Here is a 21,654-nt window from a genome sequence, read left to right on the forward strand (position 1 = left end):
TCACCCGAAACACCGTCAAGCAACACCCGACACCGAAACGTCAAGCATCACCCGAGGCCATACACCGGCTGTTGCGCCCCCGGCAGGACTCGAACCTGCGACCACAAGATTAGAAGTCATGTGCTCTATCCACCTGAGCTACGGAGGCAATGCGGGTCCAGTTTATCCGCTGGTAGAGGTGGATCCGCGCCGACCGAGCAAAGCCGCAAGCCGGATTCGTGCGGTGCTTCCAGCTTCGGCTGTCCTTCGTCGAGCCTCGCTAAAGCGTCGGGCTCATGCGGCGGTTCCAGCTTCGCCTCTCCCTCGTCGAGCTTCGCTAAACCGCCGGTTTCCAATTCAACCGGCCAACACAGTATTTCGATTTGTCGGCAAGCATCCGATCTGCGCCAATCGACACCCGTCGCCGGGGCCAAACAACTAGCGTTGAATGGTGCTCGTGACGTCTGTGAATCAGGAGTGGTGTGTGGTGACAGCCTCGGTGCGCCGAGCAGGTCGGGGCAGTGCTGCAGCGTGGGGAGCTCGGCGTGGGTGACCTCGTGGACGCCGACGGTTTGCCCACCGAGCTCGGTGCTCTCGACTACCTGTTGCACCGCGGGGAGGCCAATCCGCGCACCCGCTCGGGGATCATGGGCCTGGAGCTGCTCGACACCACCCCCGACTGGGACCGCTTCCGGAGCCTGTTCGAGAACGTCTCGCGGAAGGTGCTGCGGCTGCGCCAGAAGGTTGTGGTGCCTACGCTGCCGACGGCGGCGCCGAGGTGGGTGGTAGACCCCGACTTCAACCTTGATTTCCATGTCCGGCGGCTCCGGGTGCCCGAGCCCGGGGGCTTGCGTGAGGTACTCGATCTGGCCGAGGTGGCGCTGCAATCACCGATGGACATCCAGCGCCCGCTGTGGTCGGCGACGCTGGTGGAAGGGCTGGCCGAGGGCCGCGCCGCCACCTTGATGCATCTGAGTCACGCGGTCACCGACGGTGTCGGCGGTGCTGCGATGTTCGGCCGGATCTATGACCTGGAGCGCGATCCGCCGGCGCGGTCGATGCCGCCGCAACCGGTACCGCAGGATTTGTCGGCCAACGACCTGATGCGCGACGGCATCAACCACCTGCCGATCGCGATGCTCGGCAGTACCCGCGATGTGCTGTTGGGGGCGCTGTCGATGGCGACCCGCACCGTGCGTAACCCCTTGTCGGCGGTGACCGGCGCCATCACCTACGCGCGGTCGGGCGCGCGGGTGATGAGTCAGGCCGCCGAACCCTCGCCCCTGCTGCGCCGGCGCAGCCTGGCCAGCCGGACCCAGGCGATCGACGTGCGGCTGTCGGATCTGCATCGGGCCGCCAAGGCCGGCGGTGGATCCATCAACGACGCCTACCTGGCTGCCGTGTCCGGTGCGCTGGGGCGCTATCACCGGGCGCTGGGTGTACCGATCGCGACGCTGCCGATGGCGATCCCGGTGAACCTGCGCGCCGACGCCGATCCCGCCGGCGGCAACCGGTTCACCGGGGTGAACCTGGCGGCCCCGGTCGGAGTCGCCGACCCGGTGGAGCGGATCAAGCGGATTCGGTCTCAGATGACCCAGCGCCGTGACGAGCCGGCGATGGACGTGCTCGGCTCCATCGCGCCGCTGCTGAGCGTCTTTCCGTCCCCGGTTCTGGAGAAGATGACCGAGTCGGTGGTCAGCGCCGACGTGCAGGCCAGCAACGTGGCGTTCTATCCCGGCGAAACGTACATCGCGGGAGCGAAGGTGCTGCGGCACTACGGAATCGGCCCGTTGCCGGGTATCGCCATGATGGTGGTGCTGATCTCGCGGGGCGGCGAGTGCACCATCACGGTCCGCTATGACCGCGCGGCGGTCCGCGACGAGAGGCTGTTCGCCACCTGCCTGGTGGAAGGCTTCGACGAAGTGCTCGCGCTCGCCGGAGATCCCGCGCCGCGCTGCGTACCGGCCTCCTTCACCGCCGGTGGCGACTCATGACCGACGACGAAAAGTCTCGGCCGCCGCGCGACATGCGGCTGCCCGGATCGGTGGCCGAGATTGCGGCGAGCCCGCCCGGCCCCAAGATCGGCGCGTTCTTCGATCTCGACGGCACCCTGGTGGCAGGCTTCACCGCCGTGATTCTCACCCGGGAGCGATTCCGGAGCCGCGACATGGGGCTGGGGGAGCTGTTCGGCATGATCCAGGCCGGGCTCAACCACCAGCTTGGCCGCATCGAGTTCGAGGAGCTCATCAACACCGCGTCGTCGGCACTGCGTGGCCGTTCGATCAGTGACCTCGACGAGATCGGCGAGCGGCTGTTCGTCCAGAAGATCGCCAAGCGCATCTACCCCGAAATGCGTGAGGTGGTGCGCGCCCACCAGGCGCGCGGGCACACCGTGGTGCTGAGCTCTTCGGCGCTGACCATCCAGGTCGAACCGGTGGCCCGTTTCCTGGGCATCACCAACACGCTCACCAACGCCTTCGTCACCGACGAGGACGGGGTGCTCACCGGCGAGGTGGTCGAACCGATCCTGTGGGGGCCGGGCAAGGCCGCCGCGGTGCAGAAGTTCGCCGCCGAACACGACATCGACCTGCAGGACAGTTACTTCTACGCCGACGGGGACGAGGACGTCGCGCTGATGCATCTGGTCGGCAATCCGCGACCGACGAACCCCGAGGGCAAGATGGCCTCGGTCGCCCGCAAGCGCGGCTGGCCGATCCTGCAGTTCAGCAGCCGCGGCAGCGGGGTCGTCGGCCAACTGCGGAACCTGGCCGGCCTCAGCTCGATCGTCCCGGTGGGCGCCGGCGCGATCGGACTGGGCCTGCTGAGCGGCAGCCGGCGCCGGGGCGTCAACTTCTTCACCGCACTGTTCCCACAGGTGCTGTTGGGCCTCAATGGCGTGCGGCTCAACGTGATCGGCAAGGAGAACCTCACCGCAACCCGGCCGGCGGTGTTCATCTTCAACCACCGCAACCAGGTCGATCCGGTGATCACCGCCTCGCTCGTGCGGGACAACTGGATCAGCGTCGGCAAACGCGAGTTGGAGCGAGACCCGATCGCCGGTCCGCTGGGAAAGCTGACCGAGATGGTGTTCATCGACCGGGACGACGCGGCAGCGGCCGTGGAGTCGCTACAGCAGATCGAAGAACGCGCCAAACGCGGATTGTCGGTGGTGATCGCGCCCGAAGGGACCCGGGTGGACACCACCGGGGTCGGCCCGTTCAAGAAGGGGCCGTTCCGCCTCGCCATGGCGGCCGGGATACCGATCGTTCCGGTGATCATCCGCAACGCCGAGGTGGTCGCCGACCGGGACTCGATGAGCGCCCACCCGGGCACCGTCGACGTCGCGGTGTTCCCGGCGATCTCGGTCGAGGACTGGACGGTCGACACGCTGCCCGAGCGGATCGCGGAGGTCCGCCAGCTGTACCTGGACACCCTGGCCGACTGGCCGGTCGACGAGTTGCCGGCCTGGTCACCCAAGCCAGCGGCCAAGAAGACGCCGGCTAAAAAGGCTGCCGCCAAGAAAGCGCCGGCTAAAAAGGCCGTAGCCAAGAAAGCGCCCGCCAAAAAGGTTGCCGCCAAAAAAACCCCGGCCAAGAAGGCTCCGGCCAAGAAGCCGCCGGCCCCGAAGGGGGAGCAGTGACGACATCACCGGCCACCGACCCCCCGGGGTCCACGGCTACCGCCGACACCCTGGTCTTGGCCTACGTGAAGTCGCCGGTAGAGGCCGACCTCATTCACGAGTGGCTGGAACGGTACCGGGAGGGCCGCCGCGGCGAGCGCATCGAACTGCTGGAGCTCGACCCATCGCAGCGCTCGCCCGGCGCGATGGCTCGGCTGGTCGGGCACCTCGAACGCGACGAGCGGCGGTCGATCCTGCCGGTGCGGGTCTTCTGGATGCCCCGTGCCGAAGCCTCCGCGCTGAAGCGGGTGACCGCCTTGTTGCCCGGCCGCAATCCGTATCGGCCCAGTGAACGCCAACAGCGCCAGATCCTGCGGACCGAGTCGTCGCTGGCCCGCGTCGTGGTGGGTGAGCCGGCCAGCGTCGCCGACCTGCGCAGTCAGTGGAGTGAGAACACCGTCGGTGAAAACCCCCGGGACTTCGCGCATTTCGTCACGCGCCGCGCGGTGCTGGCGCTGGAGCGCGCCGAGAACCGGATCCTGGGCCCGCAATACAAGTCGCCGCGGCTGGTGAAACCGGAGATCTTGGCATCGACCCGATTCCGCGAGGGACTGGAAGCCATTCCGGGAGCCACCGTCGACGAGGCCGGCAAGATGCTCGACGAACTGTCCACCGGCTGGAGTCGGGTCTCGGTCGACATGGTCGGCGTCTTGACCCGGATGCTCAGCCGCGGCTTCGACCCCGAGATCGACTACGACGAGTATCAGGTCGCCGCGCTGCGCACCGCGCTGGAGAACCACCCCGCGGTGCTGCTGTTCTCCCACCGGTCCTACATCGACGGCGCGGTCATGCCGGTGGCGATGCAGGAGAACCGGCTCCCTCCGGTCCACGTCTTCGCCGGCATCAATCTGTCGTTCGGATTGATGGGGCCGTTGCTGCGCCGCTCCGGCGTCATCTTCATCCGCCGCAGTATCGGCAACAACCCGCTCTACAAGTACGTGCTCAAGGAGTACGTCGGCTACGTGATGGAGAAGCGGTTCAACCTGAGCTGGTCCATCGAGGGCACCCGGTCGCGCACCGGCAAGATGCTGCCCCCCAAGCTCGGGCTGATGACCTACGTCGCCGACGCCTACCTGGACGACCGGACTGAAGATGTTCTGCTGCAGGGTGTTTCGATCAGTTTTGACCAGCTGCACGAGACCGACGAGTACGCCGCCTACGCCCGCGGCGGGGAGAAGACCCCCGAGGGGATCCGCTGGCTCTACCACTTCATCAAGGCGCAGGGCGAACGCAACTACGGCAAGATTTACGTGCGTTTCCCCGAGGCCGTATCGATGCGCCAGTACCTCGGCGCACCCGACAGCGCGGGCGCGACCGACCCGGACGCCAAGCGGCTGGCCATGCAGAAGATGGCCATCGAGGTGGCCTGGCGGATCCAGCGCGTCACCCCGATCAGCGCGACCGGCCTGGTGTCGGCATTGCTGCTGACCACGCACGGGCTGGCGTTGACGCTGGACCAGATTCACCATTCGCTGCAGGCCGGCCTGGATTACCTGGAACGCAAACAGACTCCGATCTCCACCAGCGGGTTGCGGCTGCGCAGCCGCGACGGGGTCCGCGCGGCGGTGGATGCGCTGTCCAACGGGCATCCGGTCACCCGGGTGGACGGCGGGCGAGAATCGGTGTGGCGGATCGCTCCCGAAGACGAGCACGCCGCGTCGTTCTACCGCAACTCGGTGATCCACGCCTTCCTGGAGACCTCGATCGTCGAGCTGGCCCTGGCGCACGCCGGCCGCGGCGAAGGCGACCGGCTGGACGCGTTCTGGACCCAAGCGATGCGGCTGCGCGACCTGCTCAAGTTCGACTTCTACTTCGCTGACTCCGCGTCGTTCCGCGACAACATCGCCGAGGAGATGTCCTGGTTCGGTGACTGGCAGGAGCGGGTCGGCGCCGGTGGCGCCGAGATCGACGGCATTCTGTCGGAGAAGACTCCGGTGACCTCCGACGTCATGCTGCGGGTGTTCTTCGAGTCCTACGCGATTGTCGCCGATGTGCTCTGCGACGCACCGGACGACATCGGTGAGAACGAACTGACGCAGTTGGCCTTGGGGGTCGGCCGTCAGTACGTGGCGCAGGGACGCGTTCGCAGCAGTGAATCGGTGTCCACTCTGCTGTTCGCGACCGCATGTCAGGTGGTCGCCGATCAGGGCCTGCTGGAACCCGCGCCGGATCTGGCGGGGCGCCGCAAAGCGTTCCGGGCTGAACTGCGCGGGATCCTGCAGGACTCCGATCACATCGCCCGCATCGCCCGGGAGGCGTTTGCCGCCCGGGACATGGAGGTGCGACGGCATTGGCGGGGATTGAGCAAGTAGCGGGGCAGGCTGCAACGTCGCCCGCCTGGTATGAGGCGCGGCGGGCGCGCACCATACGCTGGAAGCCATGACGGCTACTTCGGCGACCCGCGGCCGCGCGGCGATCGTGGTGCCGCTGCTGGCCGGGTTGGCGATCCTGGCCGGGTGCATCGCCGCCGGGATCGGGGCGCTGTCGTTGGCCGACGCCCTGACCGCGACCGGTCTGCCCGACCCGGGACCGGTGACCACGCTGGGACTGCCGTTCGTGCGGGCGGCCGGCGAGATGGCCGCAGTGCTGGCGGTGGGATCGTTTCTGCTCGCGGCGTTCCTGGTGCCGCCGCAGGAGAGCGGGGTCCTCGATGTCGCCGGCTACCGCGCGCTGCGGTTGGGCACCGCGGCGTCGGGAGTCTGGGCGGTGTGTGCCGCGCTCCTGGTTCCGTTGACGATCTCCGATGTCTCCGGGCACCCGTTGTCGGAGTTCCTCGACCCGGCGACGGCCTGGTCGTTCGCCGGACTGGTCGACACCGCGTCGGCCTGGCGGTGGACCGCGCTGCTGGCCGCGGTGGTGACACTGGCGAGCCTGCCCGTGCTGCGCTGGTCCTGGACACCGGTGTTGCTGGCGGGTTCGCTGCTGACCCTGATCCCGCTGGGGTTGACCGGGCATTCCGCCGCCGGCGGGTCACACGACCTGGCCACCAACAGCCTGCTGATTCACCTGATCGCCGCGGGCCTGTGGGCCGGCGGCCTGCTGGCGCTGCTGGTCCACGCGATTCGCGGCGGCGAACACGCCGACCTGGCCGCACGGCGCTTCTCCACCGTGGCGCTGTGGTGCTTCGTGGCGATGGGCCTGTCCGGAGTGCTCAACGCGCTGGTGCGACTGACCCTCGCCGACCTGCTGACCACGGCGTACGGCCAATTGGTGGTGGCCAAGTTCGTCGCCCTGTGTGCGCTCGGCGCCCTGGGTGCCTGGCAGCGGCGCCGTGGGGTGGCCGCACTGCAGGAAGACCCGAACAAGCGCGCCCCGCTGATCCGGCTGGCGCTGACCGAGACCGTCGTCTTCGCGCTGACCTTCGGCGTCGCGGTGGGGTTGGGCCGCACCCCGCCACCCCCGCCGACGGTGCTCAACCCATCGGTCCCGATGGTCAAGATCGGCTACGACTTCGCCGGCCCGCCGACCGTGGCCCGGATCCTGTTCGACTGGCGATACGACGTCGTCTTCGGCACCGCCGCGATAGTGCTGGCCGGCGTGTATCTGGCCGGGGTGCTGCGGCTACGCCGTCGTGGTGACGCCTGGCCCGCAGGCCGCACCACCGCCTGGATGCTGGGCTGTTTGACCCTGCTGTTCGCCACCTCGTCGGGCACCGGTCGCTACATGCCGGCGATGTTCAGCATGCACATGGCCGTGCACATGCTGCTGTCGATGCTGGTGCCGATCCTGCTGGTGCTGGGCGGGCCGACCACGCTGGCGCTACGGGCGCTGCCGGTCGCCGGTCGCGGCGAGCCGCCCGGGATGCGCGAATGGCTGCTGGCCGCGCTGCACAGCCGGGTTTCGCGGGTCCTCACCAATCCGATCGTCGCGGCGGTGATCTTCGTCGTCGGTTTTTACGGGCTCTACTTCAGCAGCCTGTTCGACTCGATCGCCGGCAGCCACGCTGGGCACCTCGCGATGAACATCCACTTCATCCTCAGCGGCTACCTGTTCTATTGGGTCGTGATCGGCGTGGACCCCACGCCGCGGCCCATCTCACCGCTGGCCAAGCTGGCGGTGGTGTTCGCCTCGTTGCCGCTGCACGGCTTCTTCGGGGTCTTCCTGATGGGGATGCACAAGGTGCTCGGGGAGTGGTTCTACGGTGCGCTGGGCCTGCCCTGGCACACCGATTTGGCCGGAGACCAGCACCTGGGCGGCGGCATCACCTGGTCGGCAGGCGAATTGCCCCTGCTCATGGTGATGATTGCGCTGCTGGTGCAGTGGCATCGCAGTGACCGGCGCACCGCAAAGCGGCTCGACCGTGCCGCTGACCGCGATGACGACGCCGACCTGGCCGCCTACAACGCGATGCTGGCCGAGATGGCCCGCCGCGACGGGTGAGCCCAGCGCGGTGACCTGCCTACCCGATCTGGCCAGCCGCGGCGCGTACCGCCGCACGCACCCGATCGGCAACGACCTGGGCCGATGAGGTGTCGAGCTTGCCGTCGAGGTGCAGGAAGGCCAGGCCGTGCACCAATCCCCACACGGCGGTGGCTATCGCCTCCGAGTCGGCCGACGGAAACACCTGTCGCACAATGGAGTTCAAATATTCTTGGATCGCGGTGACCGCGTCCACCCGCTCGGCGTTGCTCGGGTCGCATTGCTCGGTGAACATCACCCGGAACAGTCCGGGTCGGTCGAGCGCGAACTGGACGTAGGCGACGGCGATCGCAGCGAGGTCATCCGCCGTCTTCGGCGCGGGATGCGCCGCGGCCAGGTCGGTGGCCAGTTCGCGATAACCCACCCCGGCGATCGCCGACAGCAGCGCGTTCCGGTCGGCGAAATGTCGGTAGGGCGCCGCGGTCGATACGCCGGCTCGACGAGCGGCGGCACGCAGCGACAGTTCGGTGGCGCCGTTTTCCTCAAGGAGATCCATAGCCGCGCGGATCAGGCTTCCGGGCAGGTCGCCGTGGTGATAGGTCTTGGTGGACGCTGACATCTGTGGCTACCCCGTGTTGACGCCGCTTACATGAGCTCCTAACGTTAGCAGCATGCCGAGTAAGCGCCGCTAACATTTGCGGCTTTTTGGCGACGCAGCGAAGGAGACCTTGCAGTGACCTCACCCCGAACGATCGTGATCACCGGCGCCAGTGACGGCATCGGCGCCGTCGCAGCGCGTGCCCTGGCCGGGCCGGAGGTCAACCTCGTTGTCGTCGGCCGCTCGGCCCAGAAATTAGCGCCGGTCGCCGCCGATGCCGGTGCCACCGCGCTGACCGCGGATTTCGCCGATCTGAACCAGGTTCGCGCGCTGGCCGAACAGATCCGCGAACAGGTCGGCGCCATCGACGTCCTGCTGAACAACGCGGGTGGAACGTTCGCGCCGGGTCTGCGTACGGCGCAGGGGCATGAACCCAACTTCGGAATCAACCACCTCGCGCCCTTCCTGCTGACCAACCTGCTGCGCGATCGGCTGGCCGCCGCCGGTGGCGCGCTGGTGCTGAACACCTCCAGCGTCGGCAACCGGTTCGGACACGTCGACCTCGATGACCTGGACTACCGGCGCCGGCGTGCCTTCGAGACGCGGGCCTACGGGACCAGCAAGCTGATGAACATCTTGTTCACCCGCGGCATTGCCCAGCGCTGGGTTGACGACGGGATCATCTCGGCCGCAGTGCATCCCGGTCCGGTCGCGACCAGCTTCGGTCGGGACTCCTGGTTTGTCGGCCTGCTCTACCGCACCCCGCTGCGCCACCTTGCGACCATCACCCCGGCCAAGGGTGCCACGCCGTTGATCGAACTGGCCAACCGCGGCGCCGACCCCGAGATCAACGGCGTCTACTTCGACCGCCACCGCGCGAACGGCCGCGAGAATCGGCAGGCCCACGACCCCAAGCTCATCGACGGGCTATGGACTAGCTCCGCCGATCTCGTCGGCCTGGACTGATCGCCACGGCTGGTGGCCGAATCGATCGACGTGCACCACTTCGTCGATCGGGGGACGCTGGGTCGGGCCGTAGCGCCCGCGTGCCCAGCCGATCGGGATGATGCATACCGGCACCATCTCAGGTGGCAGCTCCAGCACGCGGCGCGTGCTGCGCACTAACAACAACGGCAGCGTCTGCAGTGAGGCGCCCAGGCCCACGGCTCGGCACGCCAGGAGCAGGTTCTGCACCGCGGGATAGACCGAACCGTAGAACGACGAGATCCTGATTTGCGGCCACCCGACAGGCTGGTGCTTGAGGGTGCGCCGGTAGCAGGCCACTACGAGGGTCGGCAGTTCGTGGTAGTGCTCACGCTGCCACTCCGACACCCGCAACTGGCGTCGCGTCGGCTCGTCGGTGGCGGTGCGCCTGGCAAACCAGCCGAACAGCTTGAACGCCCTTTGGTAGCTGCGCACCAGGCGCCGCTTCTGCTCGGCGTCGTTGACCACGACGAATGCCCAGTCCTGGCTGTTGGAACTGGTGGGAGCCTTGAGTGCAAGCGCAAGCACCTCGCGCAGTAGTTCCTCGTCGACGGGGTCGAAGTGCAGCCGGCGGATCGCACGCTGCGAGCGCATGGCCTCGGCGAGCGGCATGGTCAACCCCGCCAGCGCCTCGGCGGTGTCCGGGGGTACGAAGGGGCCGGCGGTGGTGTTCATCGCTTCTCCTCGACGACACGAAACTCGATACCGGCGTCGGTGAGTCGGCGCAGCAGGTTCTCGCCCATCGCGGCGACGGTGGTGAGCTGACCGGAAGTCTGCGGGTTGGCGTCGAATGCCAGGGACATCGCTGACTCGGCCAGCATCTTCGCGGTCTCGCCGTAGCCTGGATCGCCGCCGCGGACCTGGGTGTGCACCTGTTTGCCGCCGCCTTCGCCGATGAAATCGACAGTGAACCATGAACTGGCCCTTCGTGACTCCGAAGGACCTTCACCCTGCGGGATTCGCTTGCCGAGCACGCGGCGCAAGCGCGGCACCTGCGCGGCGGCGACGAACGCGCTGACGCCGGCGAGGGCAGCGGCCAGGGTGATGGCCCGTTTCAGTCCCGCGTAGTGGGTGTAGGTGAACTCGGGGCCGTAGTCGGCGCGGGCGGCTGCGGAGCGCTGCACAATCTGGGGGTCGACCGTCGGCAGGGGCAGCAGCCACATACCGAGTTCGGCATCGCGCCGCGGAACCCCTACGCGGGCGCGCGTGCGGCGGCCATCGGTGTGGGGCTCGGCTCTCTTGCGTGCCACCTCGACCTGGTGCATCTGCCGCAGGCGCGACAGCTGTGCCAGTGCGGAGTGCAAAGTGCCGCCGGAGATCATCATGTTGGCGCGCGCCACGCCGCGGACCGTCAGAGGCACCCCGTCGGGCAGGTGCCGGACGGTGAAGAAGGCGCCCAAATCATGTGGGATGGAGTCGAATCCGCAGGCGTGAACCAGCCGGGCGCCGGTCTGGACGGCGGTGGCGTGGTGGTTCAGATACATCCGATCGATGAACTCCGGCTCGCCGGTGAGGTCGAGGTAGTCGGTGCCGGCAGCGGCGCACGCCGCCACCAGCGGCTCACCGTGCTCCAGATACGGGCCGACCGTGGCGATCACCACCCGCGCGGACTCGGCCACCGCGCGCAGCGATTCGGGATTGTTGGTGTCGGCCAGGAGGAGCTGCAAGGTGGCGGCAGCCGGATTGATGGCGGCGAGCCGGTCGCGCACGGCTTCGAGCTTGGCCTTGTTGCGGCCGGCCAGGGCCCACCGTGCGTCGGCGGGTAGATGTGCGGCGAGATAGTCGGCCGTCAGACCGCCGGTGAAGCCGGTGGCGCCGAAGATCACCAGATCGAAAGGGCGACGGTCAGTTTCGTCGGGGATGCTCATGGTTCATCCTTCGGGCGGTTGACCGGAGGTGGGCATCGCGCGCTCCGGGCCGTGGGCAATGTTAACAGTGCTTACGTCAGCATAAGAGCCGAAGTAAGCGCCGTCAACATCGATTTCTCGGGCCAGTGTTAGCGCTATTCGTGCAGCCCGGCTTCGGCGATCGCCTCGGCCTCCTGCTCGGTGGCCACCGACGGTCCCGACCCGGGCAGGCGTTTGCCGGCCGTCTCCGGGGTGAACCACACCGTGATTGCGCCGATGACGCCCGCGCCCATCAGGAGGTAGGCCGGCAACATCACGTTGCCGGTTCCCGACACCAGGGTCTCGGCGACCAGGGGAGTGGTGCCTCCGAACACCGAGACCGAGATGTTGAATCCGATCGCAACCGCGAAATAGCGCACCCTGGTGGGGAACAGTGCGGGCAGCGTCGACGGCGTAGTGCTGTAGAAGCACAGCAGCATGACGCCGATGAGCAGCACACCGAGCAGCCGTAGCGGGTAGTTGCCGCCCTGGCGGATCAGCAGGAAGGCGGGAACAGACCCCACGATCAGCAGAGCGCTGCCGGTCCACAGAATCGGTTTGCGGCCGATGCGGTCGGACAACTTGGCCAGCGGCAACACCGCGACCAGCATGAACACCAGCGCCACCACGATCATCGTCAGTCCGCGGCTGCCGCTGATGCGACCGACCTGTTTGAAGTAGGTCGGCAGATACCCGGTGAGCATGTAGTTGGTGACGTTCTCGGCCAACACCAGGCCCATGCAGATCAGCAGACCCTTGCGCTGCCCGGTGACGGTCTGCTTGAACTGCAGCCACCCGTTGCTGTGGTCGGTGTCGGCTTTCTCGCTGCGCTGCTCCAGCTCTTCAAAGGCCGGTGATTCGTCGATGCGCAGCCGCATATACAGGGTCACCATGGCCAGCGGCACACCGAGCAGGAACGGGATCCGCCAACCCCAGTGCAGCATGTCGGAGACCGGCAGTTGGGTTTTGAGCACGGTCACCACCGCGGCGCCCGTGATGTAGCCGCCGAGGGTGCCCAGCGGTAGATACCCCGTCAGCGCGCCGCGGCTGCGGTCTGGGGCGTGTTCGCTGACGTAGGTCATGGCGCCGACGTATTCGCCACCGGTGGAGAACCCCTGCAAGATCTTGGTGACGATCAGCAGGATCGGGGCCCACACGCCGATCGTCTCGTACGACGGCAGCAACCCCGTGATCGTGGTGCCCACCGCCATCAGGGTGACGGTCATGACCAAGACCCGTTTGCGGCCGATGCGGTCTCCGAGCGAGCCGAAGACGATGCCGCCGAACGGCCGCACCGCGAAGGCTGCCGCCAGAGTGCCGAAGGTGGCGATCAGGCCCACCGCGCTGGAACTGTCACTGGGGTAGAAAACCTGCGCGATGGTGGTGGCCAGGAAGCCGTAGATCCCGAAGTCGTACCACTCCATGAAGTTGCCGACGGCCGTGCCCGCGATCGAGCGCTGCATGGCCGCCGGGTCCGAGACCCGGATGTCGTCGCGTGCCCACGTGCTGCGGCTCGTGTGTTCACCGCTGCCGGACCGGCCTTTGGTACCCACCGCAAGCAACGTATACCAAGCGCGCGCCCACTTCTCGTCGGCACAGCAAGAGCTGCCAGGCGGGGCGGTGGCCTCTACGATGGCGGGCATGCGCAGGCTCCCGGGCGTCCTGACCGTGGTCAGCGTCGCCGCTGCCCTGGTCGCCGGTTGCTACTCCAACTCCCCAACGGTCCCGTCGGAGGCGTCGTCAACCGTTGCCGCGACGACGCCCCCAACCTCGTCGACGCCCGCATCCACGGCGGCGCCGTCGCCCACTTTGCCGAAGAAGTCCACCGAGCCCCTGCCGGACGCCGCGGCGATCCTCAAGGAGTCCAGCGCCACCACTGCGGAACTTGAGAGCGTGCACCTGTCGGTGGCGGTGACCGGCAGCATCGAGAACATGCCGGTCACCGCGCTCGACGGAGACGTGACCCAGCAGCCCGCCGCGGCGGCGAAGGGCTACGCCAAGATCGCCTACCGGGGCGCACCGGCCTATGTCGCGTTCGTCGTGTTCGACGGCGACTTCTACGTGTCGCAGGATCGCGGCCACTGGGTCGACTACGGTCCGGCCGCCAAGTTCTACGACGCGGCGAGCATCCTGAGCCCCGAAACCGGGCTGGCCGGCCTGCTGACCGATTTCGTCGATCCCGAAGTTGAGGGACGCGAGACCATCGATGACGTACACACCGTGCGGATCAGCGGCGAGGTATCAGCCGACGCGGCGAAGAAGATCGTGCCGCAGCTGAAGGCCACCAAACGGACCGCGTGCACGGTCTGGATCGAGGAGACCGGTGACCACCACCTGGTCGCGCTGAAACTGGCCTCCGGCAACGACGACGCCGTGGCGATCACCTTCGCTGATTGGAATGCACCGGTGACCGTCTACAAGCCGCGGACCTAGCCTCCGCCGGGGTTATCCCCAATGCGCTGTTCTTCCCCAGTTGCCGTTGCGCGTGACGGCCGGTCCGGCTTCCTTGTCGGGCCCGCCCGGCCCAATGGGTGCAGCACCGGCGAGCTCGTCAGGCCCGCCGCAACCAGGAAGGAAACACCCCATGTTCGAGACAACACTGACCGTGATCGGCAACATCGCTTCGGAACCGCTCCGCCGCCGGGTGGGCGAGCACGAACTCATCAAGTTCCGGGTCGCCAGCAATTCGCGCAAGCGCGCTGCCGATGGCAGCTGGGAGACCGGTAACTCCCTGTTCGTGACCGTCAACTGCTGGGACAGATTGGTCACCGGGGTGGGGGCGTCGCTGAGCAAGGGATTGCCGGTGATCGTGGTGGGGCACGTCTTCACCAGCGAGTATGAGGACAAGGACGGGGTTCGCCGCTCGTCGGTGGAGCTGCGCGCGACCGCGGTTGGCCCCGATCTGGCGCGGTGCGCGGCCCGGGTGGAGAAGATCATTGCCGCCGGACCGGACAATCCGCCGATCGCTGCCTCTGGCGACGACGCCGACGGCCCAGACTGCGCAGACGGCGAATCCGACTCCAGCGACGAGATGGCCGAGATGGCCGGGATAGCTCTGAAGCCCTGACAGCAGCCGACAGCGTTGCCGGACGACCCCCTAGGATGGTTGGCGAGCAAATTCGCGAGACCAGGAGGCGACACCCCGGCATGGCTGAGTTCATCTACACGATGAAGAAGGTGCGCAAAGCACACGGCGACAAAGTCATCCTCGACGACGTCACGCTGAACTTCCTGCCCGGCGCCAAGATCGGTGTCGTCGGTCCCAACGGTGCTGGTAAGTCCAGCGTCCTGCGGATCATGGCCGGGTTGGACAAAGCGAACAACGGCGACGCGTTCCTGGCGCCCGGCGCCTCCGTCGGCATCCTGTTGCAGGAGCCGCATCTGGACGAGACCAAGACCGTCCGGGAGAACGTCGAAGAGGGCGTGCCGATCAAGGCCAAGCTCAATCGGTACAACGAGGTCGCCGAGCTGATGGCCACCGACTACACCGATGAACTGATGGAAGAGATGGGCAAGCTCCAGGAGGAGCTTGACTCCGCCGACGCCTGGGACATCGACTCGCAGCTCGAACAGGCGATGGACGCGCTGCGCTGCCCGCCGGCCGACGAGCCCGTCACCCACCTCTCCGGTGGCGAGCGCCGCCGGGTGGCGCTGTGCAAGCTGCTGCTGAGCAAACCCGACCTGCTGCTCCTCGACGAGCCGACCAACCACCTGGACGCAGAGAGCGTGCTGTGGCTCGAGCAGCACCTGGCGTCCTACCCGGGCGCGATCCTCGCGGTCACCCACGATCGCTACTTCCTCGACAACGTGGCCGAGTGGATCTTGGAGCTCGACCGCGGCCGTGCCTACCCCTACGAAGGCAACTACTCGACCTATCTGGAGAAGAAGGCCGAGCGCCTCGAGGTGCAGGGCAAGAAGGACCAGAAGCTGCAGAAGCGGCTCAAGGACGAACTCGCCTGGGTGCGCTCGGGTGCCAAGGCCCGCCAAGCCAAGAACAAGGCCCGCCTGCAGCGCTACGACGAGATGGTTGCCGAGGCGGAGAAGACCCGCAAGCTCGACTTCGAGGAGATCCAAATCCCGGTCGGCCCGCGACTGGGCAACACCGTCGTCGAGGTGGAACACCTGGACAAGGGCTTCGATTCACGCCAGCTGATCAAGGACCTGTCGTTCACGCTGCCGCGCAACGGCATCGTCGGTGTGATCGGCCCCAACGGCGTCGGCAAGACCACGTTGTTCAAGACGATCGTCGGTCTGGAAGAGCCGGACAGTGGCACGGTCAAGGTCGGTGAAACGGTCAAGTTGAGCTACGTCGACCAGAACCGCGCCGGCATCGACCCGAAGAAGACGGTCTGGGAAGTGGTCTCCGACGGCTTGGACTACATCGAGGTCGGGCAGAACGAGATCCCGTCGCGGGCCTACGTCTCGGCGTTCGGGTTCAAGGGGCCCGATCAGCAGAAGCCGGCCGGGGTGCTCTCCGGTGGTGAGCGCAACCGCCTGAACCTGGCGTTGACTCTCAAGCAGGGCGGCAACCTGATCCTGCTGGACGAGCCGACCAACGACCTCGATGTCGAAACACTCAGTTCGCTGGAGAACGCCCTCGAACAGTTCCCCGGCTGCGCCGTGGTCATCAGCCACGACCGCTGGTTCCTGGACCGCACCTGCACGCACATCCTGGCGTGGGAGGGTGACGACGACAACGAGGCCAAGTGGTTCTGGTTCGAGGGCAACTTCGGTGCCTACGAGGAGAACAAGGTGCAACGACTCGGTGCCGAAGCGGCGCGTCCGCATCGAGTGACCCACCGCAGGCTCACCCGCGACTAGTGTGAGTCCGGTAGCCGTGCTGCCGGAGCTGACACACAGTCGGGAGGGGTGGGATGACGAAGTCCACCAAGGAATCGACCGCGTGGACAACATTTCCCGATCCCTCTGAGTCGCAAGGCATTCCCGCTTGGGTCTCGGCCGCCTACATCGAGACCTATCGCGGGTCGCACAGCGATTCGCTGGTCAGCGACGAACCCTCGGGTGGCACCGATCCGGCCAGCCGGGCCGCCGCCACCGCCGTCGTGACCCCGGCGCTGCTGGCGGCGCACGCCCGGCTGGCGCAGCACCGGCGCGCCGGTGAGACTCGGGTCGCGGTGTATCCCGCCGACGATCCGGCCGGGTTCGGGCCGGCGCTGCAGGTGGTCACCGAACACGGCGGCATGCTGATGGACTCGGTGGCGGTGCTGCTGCACCGGCTGGGGGTGGCCTACGTCGGGATCATGACTCCGGTGTTCACCGTGCAGCGCGATTCGGCCGGGGAACTGCTTAGTGTTGAGCCGAGATCCGCGGACGGCTCCGCGGGGACCGAGGCCTGGATTCATGTCCAGCTCTCACCGACGGTCAACCGCAACACCCTCGCCGAGACCGAACGCCTGCTGCCCGACGTGATGGCCGACGTCCGCCAGGTCGCCATCGATTCCACGGCGATGCGTGACGCGCTCAATGACCTTGCCGCCGATGTCGAGGCCAATGCGCAAGGCCACTACACCGCGCCGGATCGCCACGATGTCGCCGCGCTGCTGCAGTGGCTGGCCGACGGGCACTTCGTGCTGCTGGGTTACCAGAGTGGCGTGGTGCGCGACGGGCAGGTTCTCGTCGAAGACGCCGACCGGCTGGGCGTGCTGCGCCTGCGTAAATCCTTGCGGCCCAGGCTCACCGGTAACAATCTGCTGACCTTGGCGCAGGCCACCGTGCCCAGCTACATGCGGTTCAGTTCGCACACCTATGTGGTGGTGATCCGCGAGGACACCGGCGACAGCATCGTCGCGCACCGCTTCGTCGGGCTGTTCACCGCCGGCGCCATGAACGCCGACGTCTTCGAGATCCCGGTCATCTCGCACACCGTCCGTCACGCCCTGGCGTTGGCCGAGCAGGAGCCCGGCCACCCCGGCCAGCTGCTGCTCGACATCATCCAAACCGTCCCGCGTTCAGAGCTTTTCGCGATCGATGCCGAGCAGTTGCTGAACATGGCGATGGCGGTGTCCGACCTGGGTGCGCGGCGCGGAACCCTGCTGTTCCTGCGCGGCGACCGGACCGGTCGCTTCGTGTCCTGCCTGGTGTACCTGCCACGCGACCGCTACACCACCCCGGTGCGGTTGCACATGGAGGACATCCTGATCCACGAGTTCGGTGGGGTAGGGCTGGAATACAGCGCCCGTGTCAGCGAAGCGCCCTGGGCGCTGCTGCATTTCATGGTCCGGATGTCCGACGATCCCGACGCCCGTTCGGTCGATACCGGCGAGGCCAATCGGGTCAGGATCCAGGCGTTGCTGGCCGAGGCCACCCGCACTTGGGGGGACCGGCTGCTCGAGACGGCGGCGCAGGACTCCATCGACGCCGAGGTGGCCGAACACTATGCCGTCGCGTTCGATGAGATCTACAAGCAGGCCGTCACTCCGGCCGAGGCGGTCGGCGACATCGCGATCATCGAGCGGCTGACCGCCGACTCGGTGAAATTGGTGTTCTCCGACTACGGGTCGGCCGACGGAAGTCAGTTGGCCTGGTTTCTCGGCGGGCACGGTGCGTCGCTGAGCCACCTGCTGCCGATGCTGCAGTGCATGGGAGTGGCGGTCCTCGAAGAGCGGCCATTCACCGTCACCCGCGCCGACGGCCTGCAGGTGTGGATCTACAAGTTCAAGGTGTCGGCGCACCCCACCATCGAGATCCCCGCGAGCGGAGCCGAGCGCGACGACGCGCAGCAGCGGTTCGCCGACGGCGTCACCGCGATCTGGGAGGGCCGCGTCGAGCCCGACCGATTCAACGAGCTGGTGCTGCGCGCCGGACTGAACTGGCAACAGGTGGTGGTGCTGCGCGGCTACGCCAAATACCTGCGCCAGGCCCGGTTCCCCTACAGCGAGAACCACATCGCCTCGGTGCTCAACGACTATCCGAGCATCGCGCGAGCTCTGGTGGCGCTGTTCGAGGCGCTGTTCGACCCGTCGCGAACGCATCGCAACCGGGACGCGCAGGCGGCCGCCGCTGACGTCGCGGCGGGCATCGACGCAGTGGTGAGCCTGGACACCGACCGGGTGCTGCGCGCGTTCGCCTCCCTGATTCAAGCCACGCTGCGGACCAATTACTTTGTCACCCGAGCTGATTCGGCTCGCGCACGCAACGTGCTGGCGCTCAAGCTGGATGCCGGCTTGATCGACGAGTTGCCGCTGCCCCGGCCGAAGTTCGAGATCTTCGTCTACTCACCCCGGGTCGAGGGTGTGCACCTTCGGTTCGGATTCGTATCGCGCGGCGGGCTGCGCTGGTCGGACCGCCGAGAGGACTATCGCACCGAGATCCTCGGCCTGGTCAAGGCCCAAGAGGTCAAGAACGCCGTCATCGTCCCGACCGGGGCGAAAGGTGGGTTCGTGGTCAAACACCCACCGACGCCCACCGGTAGCCCGGTAGCCGACCGCGAGGCGGCCCGCGACGAAGGGATCGCCTGCTACACGCTGTTCATCTCCGGGCTGCTCGACGTCACCGACAACGTCGACCACGCCACCGGCGCGGTCAGCGCGCCGCCGCAGGTCGTGCGCCGGGACGGCGACGACGCCTACCTGGTGGTGGCCGCCGACAAGGGCACCGCCAGCTTCTCCGACATCGCCAACGGCGTCGCCAAGTCCTACGGCTTCTGGCTGGGCGACGCGTTCGCCTCCGGCGGGTCGGTTGGCTACGACCACAAGGAGATGGGCATCACCGCCAAGGGTGCCTGGGAGTCGGTCAAGCGGCACTTCCGGGAGATGGGAATCGACACCCAGACCCAGGATTTCACCGTCGTCGGAGTCGGCGACATGAGCGGCGACGTGTTCGGCAACGGCATGCTGCGCAGCGAACACATCCGGCTGATGGCCGCCTTCGACCACCGGCACATCTTCCTCGATCCCGACCCCGATCCAGCCCGGTCCTTCGCTGAGCGTCAGCGGATGTTCGACCTGCCCCGATCCAGTTGGGACGACTACGACAAGTCGCTGATCAGCGCTGGAGGCGGCGTCTACCCGCGGGACCTGAAATCCGTGCCGGTCAGCCCGCAGGTCGCCGCCGTGCTGGGCCTCGACGAGGACATCACCGAGCTCACCCCGCCGGTGTTGATCCGGGCGATCCTGCGGGCGCCGGTGGACCTGCTGTTCAACGGTGGCATCGGCACCTACGTCAAAGCCGAGTCCGAATCCGACGCCGATGTGGGCGACCGTGCCAACGACCAGGTCCGGGTCAATGGAAACCAGGTGCGCGCCAAGGTGATCGGCGAAGGCGGAAACCTCGGTGTCACGCCGCTGGGCCGTGTCGAATTCGATCTGGCCGGCGGCCGCATCAACACCGACGCCCTGGACAACTCCGCCGGCGTCGACTGCTCCGACCACGAGGTCAACATCAAGATCCTGATCGACGCCCTGGTGACCGTCGGCAAGGTCGACGCCGCCGACCGGCCGGAGTTGCTGGCCTCGATGACCGACGAAGTCAGCGCACTGGTCTTGGCGGACAACACCGCGCAGAACGATCTGATGGGCACCAGCCGGGCCAACGCCGCGAGCCTGCTACCGGTGCACGCCGATCAGATCCGGCACCTGGTGGCCGACCGCGGGCTCAACCGTGCACTGGAGGCGCTGCCTTCGGAGAAGGAGATCGCCCGACGCGCCGAGGCCGGACTGGGTCTGGCCTCACCGGAGTTGGCCACCTTGATGGCGCACGTCAAGCTGACGCTCAAAGCGGCGGTACTGGCCACCGACCTACCCGAACAGGATGTGTTCGCCGCCCGGCTGCCGCAGTATTTCCCGCAGGTACTGCAACAGCGCTTCGGCCCCGAGATCCGCCAGCATCAACTGCGCCGCGAAATCGTCACCACGATGCTGATCAACGACGTGGTGGACACCGCGGGCATCACCTACGCCTTCCGGATCACCGAGGACGCGGGCGTCGAGCTGATCGACGCGGTGCGCGCCTATGTCGCGACCGATGCCATCTTCGGGGTGGGCGACCTGTGGCGCCGGATCCGCGCCGCCGGTGAACAAGACGGTCTGCCGGTCGCGGTGACCGACCGGATGACGCTGGACCTGCGGCGGCTGATCGACCGGGCCGGCCGGTGGCTGCTCAACTACCGTCCCCAGCCGCTGGCGGTCGGCGCCGAGATCAATCGGTTCGCCGAGCAGGTCGCCGCGCTGTCGCCGCGGATGTCGGAATGGCTGCGCGGCGACGACGCCGAGATCGTCGCCAAACACATCGGCGAGTTCGAGGCCCAGGGCGTGCCCCGTGGCCTGGCTTCCGACGTCGCCCTGGGCCTGTACCGCTACAGCCTGCTCGACATCATCGACGTCGCCGACATCACCGAACGCGACGCCGACGAGGTCGCGGACACCTACTTCGCGCTGATGGATCGCCTCGGTACCGACGGGCTGCTGACCGCGGTCGCCCAGCTCCCGCGCGATGACCGCTGGCATGCCTTGGCGCGGTTGGCGATCCGTGACGACATTTACAATTCGGTGCGGTCGCTGTGCCTGGATGTGCTGGCGGTCGGAGAACCGGACGAGGACGGGATGCAGAAAATCACCGAATGGGAATCGACCAACGCCTCACGCGTGCAGCGGGCGCGCCGCACGCTGACCCAGATCTACGCATCCGACCAGCGGGATCTGGCGACCCTGTCGGTGGCGGCCCGGCAGATCCGCAGCATGACGCGCGGCGCGGCGTCATGAGTGCGGCAGGAGAATCCACCGGAGAGCCGGTGGGCTTTGTGGCAGCGGTTCCGGTGCGCTGGTCGGACATCGACATGTACCAGCACGTGAACCACGCGACCATGGTGACGATGCTCGAAGAGGCGCGGGTGCCCTTCTTGTCGCCGGCGTTCGCGGTCGACATCACCAGCGTCGGTCTGCTGATCGCCGAGGTCAAAGTCACCTACAAGGGGCAACTGCGGCTGACTGACTCGCCGCTGCAGGTGACGATGTGGGTGTCTCGGCTGCGCACGGTGGACTTCACCATCGGCTACGAGGTGCGCTCGGTGCACGCCGCCCCCGATTCCCGGCCGGCGGTGATCGCCGAGACGCAGTTGGCCACCTTCAGCATCGACGAACAGAAGCTGGTGCGGCTGTCCGCGGACCACCGCGCGTATCTGGAGAAATTCATCCGCTGAGCGCGCTGGCGGT

General features: G+C 67.4%; 14 protein-coding genes and 1 tRNA gene. 10 read left to right on the forward strand and 5 right to left on the reverse strand.

Annotation, left to right across the window (positions count from 1 at the left end; genetic code table 11):
* Positions 1-74 precede the first annotated feature (74 nt).
* Positions 75-148, reverse strand: a tRNA-Arg gene (locus tag RCP37_RS07040).
* Positions 149-524: 376 nt separating this feature from the next.
* On the opposite strand from RCP37_RS07040, the gene RCP37_RS07045 reads away from it, so the two are divergent.
* The 4 genes from RCP37_RS07045 (at position 525) to RCP37_RS07060 (ending at position 8,038) form a co-directional block, all read left to right on the forward strand.
* Entirely contained in the window at positions 525-1,973 is a 1,449-nt protein-coding gene (locus RCP37_RS07045) for a wax ester/triacylglycerol synthase family O-acyltransferase (RefSeq protein WP_308486209.1), read from the forward strand.
* Positions 1,970-3,619: an HAD-IB family hydrolase/lysophospholipid acyltransferase family protein gene (locus RCP37_RS07050; RefSeq protein ID WP_308486210.1), complete on the forward strand. Its 1,650-nt coding sequence runs from the start codon at positions 1,970-1,972 to the stop codon at positions 3,617-3,619. The genes RCP37_RS07045 and RCP37_RS07050 overlap by 4 nt, the downstream gene beginning before the upstream one ends.
* Positions 3,616-5,970, forward strand: coding sequence for a glycerol-3-phosphate 1-O-acyltransferase (locus RCP37_RS07055; protein ID WP_308486211.1), 2,355 nt, complete (start codon positions 3,616-3,618; stop codon positions 5,968-5,970). Before RCP37_RS07050 ends, RCP37_RS07055 begins: the two co-directional genes overlap by 4 nt.
* A gap of 67 nt (positions 5,971-6,037) precedes the next feature.
* Positions 6,038-8,038, forward strand: coding sequence for a bifunctional copper resistance protein CopD/cytochrome c oxidase assembly protein (locus RCP37_RS07060; protein WP_308486212.1), 2,001 nt, complete (start codon positions 6,038-6,040; stop codon positions 8,036-8,038).
* 19 nt (positions 8,039-8,057) lie between these two features.
* On the opposite strand, the gene RCP37_RS07065 is transcribed toward RCP37_RS07060, so the two are convergent.
* Positions 8,058-8,636 (reverse strand): TetR/AcrR family transcriptional regulator, encoded by a 579-nt coding sequence (locus RCP37_RS07065; RefSeq protein ID WP_308486213.1) that lies wholly within the window; start codon positions 8,634-8,636, stop codon positions 8,058-8,060.
* 114 nt (positions 8,637-8,750) lie between these two features.
* Here RCP37_RS07065 and RCP37_RS07070 point away from each other — a divergent pair, with 114 nt between their 5' ends.
* Positions 8,751-9,581 (forward strand): SDR family NAD(P)-dependent oxidoreductase, encoded by an 831-nt coding sequence (locus RCP37_RS07070; protein WP_308486214.1) that lies wholly within the window; start codon positions 8,751-8,753, stop codon positions 9,579-9,581.
* On the opposite strand, the gene RCP37_RS07075 is transcribed toward RCP37_RS07070, so the two are convergent.
* The 3 genes from RCP37_RS07075 to RCP37_RS07085 form a co-directional block, all read right to left on the reverse strand.
* Positions 9,543-10,274 carry a nitroreductase family protein gene (locus RCP37_RS07075; protein WP_308486215.1) on the reverse strand — a complete coding sequence of 244 codons (732 nt, stop codon included), beginning with the start codon at positions 10,272-10,274 and terminating at the stop codon, positions 9,543-9,545. The two genes, RCP37_RS07070 and RCP37_RS07075, sit on opposite strands and share 39 nt — an antisense overlap.
* On the reverse strand, positions 10,271-11,467 hold the full coding sequence (locus RCP37_RS07080) for a saccharopine dehydrogenase family protein (RefSeq protein ID WP_308486216.1): 1,197 nt from the start codon (positions 11,465-11,467) through the stop codon (positions 10,271-10,273). Before RCP37_RS07080 ends, RCP37_RS07075 begins: the two co-directional genes overlap by 4 nt.
* 134 nt (positions 11,468-11,601) lie before the next feature.
* Positions 11,602-12,948 (reverse strand): MFS transporter, encoded by a 1,347-nt coding sequence (locus RCP37_RS07085; RefSeq protein WP_308486975.1) that lies wholly within the window; start codon positions 12,946-12,948, stop codon positions 11,602-11,604.
* A gap of 178 nt (positions 12,949-13,126) precedes the next feature.
* On the opposite strand from RCP37_RS07085, the gene RCP37_RS07090 reads away from it, so the two are divergent.
* The 5 genes from RCP37_RS07090 to RCP37_RS07110 all read left to right on the forward strand — a co-directional run bounded on the left by RCP37_RS07090 (position 13,127) and on the right by RCP37_RS07110 (position 21,641).
* Positions 13,127-13,918: an LppX_LprAFG lipoprotein gene (locus tag RCP37_RS07090; RefSeq protein WP_308486217.1), complete on the forward strand. Its 792-nt coding sequence runs from the start codon at positions 13,127-13,129 to the stop codon at positions 13,916-13,918.
* 151 nt (positions 13,919-14,069) lie between these two features.
* Positions 14,070-14,552: a single-stranded DNA-binding protein gene (locus RCP37_RS07095; RefSeq protein ID WP_308486218.1), complete on the forward strand. Its 483-nt coding sequence runs from the start codon at positions 14,070-14,072 to the stop codon at positions 14,550-14,552.
* Positions 14,553-14,632: 80 nt separating this feature from the next.
* Positions 14,633-16,306, forward strand: a complete 1,674-nt coding sequence (ettA, locus tag RCP37_RS07100) for an energy-dependent translational throttle protein EttA (protein ID WP_308486219.1) — start codon at positions 14,633-14,635, stop codon at positions 16,304-16,306.
* 53 nt (positions 16,307-16,359) lie between these two features.
* Positions 16,360-21,204, forward strand: a complete 4,845-nt coding sequence (locus tag RCP37_RS07105; RefSeq protein WP_308486220.1) for an NAD-glutamate dehydrogenase — start codon at positions 16,360-16,362, stop codon at positions 21,202-21,204.
* The gene (locus RCP37_RS07110; protein ID WP_308486221.1) at positions 21,201-21,641 is read left to right on the forward strand and encodes an acyl-CoA thioesterase; all 441 of its coding nucleotides are present in this window, start codon (positions 21,201-21,203) and stop codon (positions 21,639-21,641) included. The genes RCP37_RS07105 and RCP37_RS07110 overlap by 4 nt, the downstream gene beginning before the upstream one ends.
* Positions 21,642-21,654: the final 13 nt, after the last annotated feature.

The sequence above is a fragment of the Mycolicibacter sp. MU0102 genome, assembly GCF_963378105.1.
In the GTDB taxonomy this organism is placed as follows: Bacteria; Actinomycetota; Actinomycetes; order Mycobacteriales; family Mycobacteriaceae; genus Mycobacterium; species Mycobacterium holstebronense.